A 2,978-nucleotide genomic window follows, 5' to 3' on the forward strand; every position below is an offset into this window, starting at 1 on the left:
TGATGAGTCTCTCAACCCTGCAATCTGAAGACACCTTCGGGTTGTGAGGTTAAGCGAATAAGCGTACACGGTGGATGCCTAGGCAGTCAGAGGCGATGAAGGGCGTGCTAATCTGCGAAAAGCGCCGGTCAGGTGATAGGAACCGCAATACCCGGCGATACCCGAATGGGGAAACCCAGTGCAATCCGTTGCACTATCATTCACTGAATCCATAGGTGAATGAGGCGAACCGGGGGAACTGAAACATCTCAGTACCCCGAGGAAAAGAAATCAACCGAGATTCCCCCAGTAGCGGCGAGCGAACGGGGAACAGCCCAGAGCCAGCATCAGCATCAGCGCCAGGAGAACGGTCTGGAAAGGCCGGCAGTAAAGGGTGATAGCCCCGTATCCGAAGACGCTGGTATTGTGAGCTCGAAGAGTAGGGCGGGACACGTGGTATCCTGTCTGAATAGGGGGGGACCATCCTCCAAGGCTAAATACTCCTGACTGACCGATAGTGAACCAGTACCGTGAGGGAAAGGCGAAAAGAACCCCGGCGAGGGGAGTGAAAGAGAACCTGAAACCGTGTACGTACAAGCAGTGGGAGCACCCTTTGCGGGTGTGACTGCGTACCTTTTGTATAATGGGTCAGCGACTTATATTCTGTAGCAAGGTTAACCGTTTAGGGGAGCCGCAGGGAAACCGAGTCTTAACTGGGCGTTAAGTTGCAGGGTATAGACCCGAAACCCGGTGATCTAGCCATGGGCAGGTTGAAGGTTGGGTAACACTAACTGGAGGACCGAACCGACTAATGTTGAAAAATTAGCGGATGACTTGTGGCTGGGGGTGAAAGGCCAATCAAACCGGGAGATAGCTGGTTCTCCCCGAAAGCTATTTAGGTAGCGCCTCGTGAACTCATCTTCGGGGGTAGAGCACTGTTTCGGCTAGGGGGTCATCCCGACTTACCAACCCGATGCAAACTGCGAATACCGGAGAATGTTATCACGGGAGACACACGGCGGGTGCTAACGTCCGTCGTGAAGAGGGAAACAACCCAGACCGCCAGCTAAGGTCCCCAAGTCATGGTTAAGTGGGAAACGAAGTGGGAAGGCTCAGACAGCCAGGATGTTGGCTTAGAAGCAGCCATCATTTAAAGAAAGCGTAATAGCTCACTGGTCGAGTCGGCCTGCGCGGAAGATGTAACGGGGCTAAACCATGCACCGAAGCTGCGGCAGCGGCACGAATGTGTTGTTGGGTAGGGGAGCGTTCTGTAAGCCTGCGAAGGTGTGCCGTGAGGCATGCTGGAGGTATCAGAAGTGCGAATGCTGACATAAGTAACGATAAAGCGGGTGAAAAACCCGCTCGCCGGAAGACCAAGGGTTCCTGTCCAACGTTAATCGGGGCAGGGTGAGTCGACCCCTAAGGCGAGGCCGACAGGCGTAGTCGATGGGAAACAGGTTAATATTCCTGTACTCGGTGTTACTGCGAAGGGGGGACGGAGAAGGCTAGGCCAGCCGGGCGACGGTCGTCCCGGTTTAAGCGTGTAGGTGTGTGCTCCTGGCAAATCCGGAGTACTGCAACACTGAGGCGTAATGACGAGGCACTACGGTGCTGAAGTGGTTGATGCCCTGCTTCCAGGAAAAGCCTCTAAGCACCAGGTAACACTGAATCGTACCCCAAACCGACACAGGTGGTCAGGTAGAGAATACTCAGGCGCTTGAGAGAACTCGGGTGAAGGAACTAGGCAAAATGGTGCCGTAACTTCGGGAGAAGGCACGCTGGCATTAGGTGAAGAGACATGCGCTCGGAGCTGAAGCCAGTCGCAGATACCAGCTGGCTGCAACTGTTTAATAAAAACACAGCACTGTGCAAACACGAAAGTGGACGTATACGGTGTGACGCCTGCCCGGTGCTGGAAGGTTAATTGATGGGGTCAGCCGCAAGGCGAAGCTCTTGATCGAAGCCCCAGTAAACGGCGGCCGTAACTATAACGGTCCTAAGGTAGCGAAATTCCTTGTCGGGTAAGTTCCGACCTGCACGAATGGCGTAATGATGGCCAGGCTGTCTCCACCCGAGACTCAGTGAAATTGAACTCGCTGTGAAGATGCAGTGTACCCGCGGCAAGACGGAAAGACCCCGTGAACCTTTACTATAGCTTGACACTGAACCTTGAGCCTTGATGTGTAGGATAGGTGGGAGGCTTTGAAGTGTGGACGCCAGTCTGCATGGAGCCATCCTTGAAATACCACCCTTGAATGTTTGATGTTCTAACGTAGGCCCGTGACCCGGGCTGCGGACAGTGTCTGGTGGGTAGTTTGACTGGGGCGGTCTCCTCCCAAAGCGTAACGGAGGAGCACGAAGGTTAGCTAATCACGGTCGGACATCGTGAGGTTAGTGCAAAGGCATAAGCTGGCTTGACTGCGAGAGTGACGGCTCGAGCAGGTACGAAAGTAGGTCTTAGTGATCCGGTGGTTCTGCATGGAAGGGCCATCGCTCAACGGATAAAAGGTACTCCGGGGATAACAGGCTGATACCGCCCAAGAGTTCATATCGACGGCGGTGTTTGGCACCTCGATGTCGGCTCATCACATCCTGGGGCTGAAGTAGGTCCCAAGGGTATGGCTGTTCGCCATTTAAAGTGGTACGCGAGCTGGGTTTAGAACGTCGTGAGACAGTTCGGTCCCTATCTGCCGTGGGCGCTGGAAGATTGAAAGGGGCTGCTCCTAGTACGAGAGGACCGGAGTGGACGCACCACTGGTGTTCGGGTTGTCATGCCAATGGCATTGCCCGGTAGCTAAGTGCGGCAGAGATAACCGCTGAAAGCATCTAAGCGGGAAACTTGCCTTGAGATGAGTCTTCCCTTGTCCCTTGAGGACACTGAAGGAACGTCCGAGACGAGGACGTGGATAGGCTGGGTGTGTAAGCGTTGCGAGACGTTGAGCTAACCAGTACTAATGAACCGTGCGGCTTAACCTGACAACACCGAAGGTGTTTTGGGT

General features: G+C 54.3%; 1 rRNA gene. It reads left to right on the forward strand.

Annotated features, from left to right (window positions below):
• The first annotated feature begins 47 nt into the window (after positions 1–47).
• Positions 48–2,955, forward strand: a 23S ribosomal RNA gene (locus Xmir_RS36170).
• The last annotated feature ends 23 nt before the right edge of the window (positions 2,956–2,978 follow it).

This window comes from Xenorhabdus miraniensis (assembly GCF_002632615.1).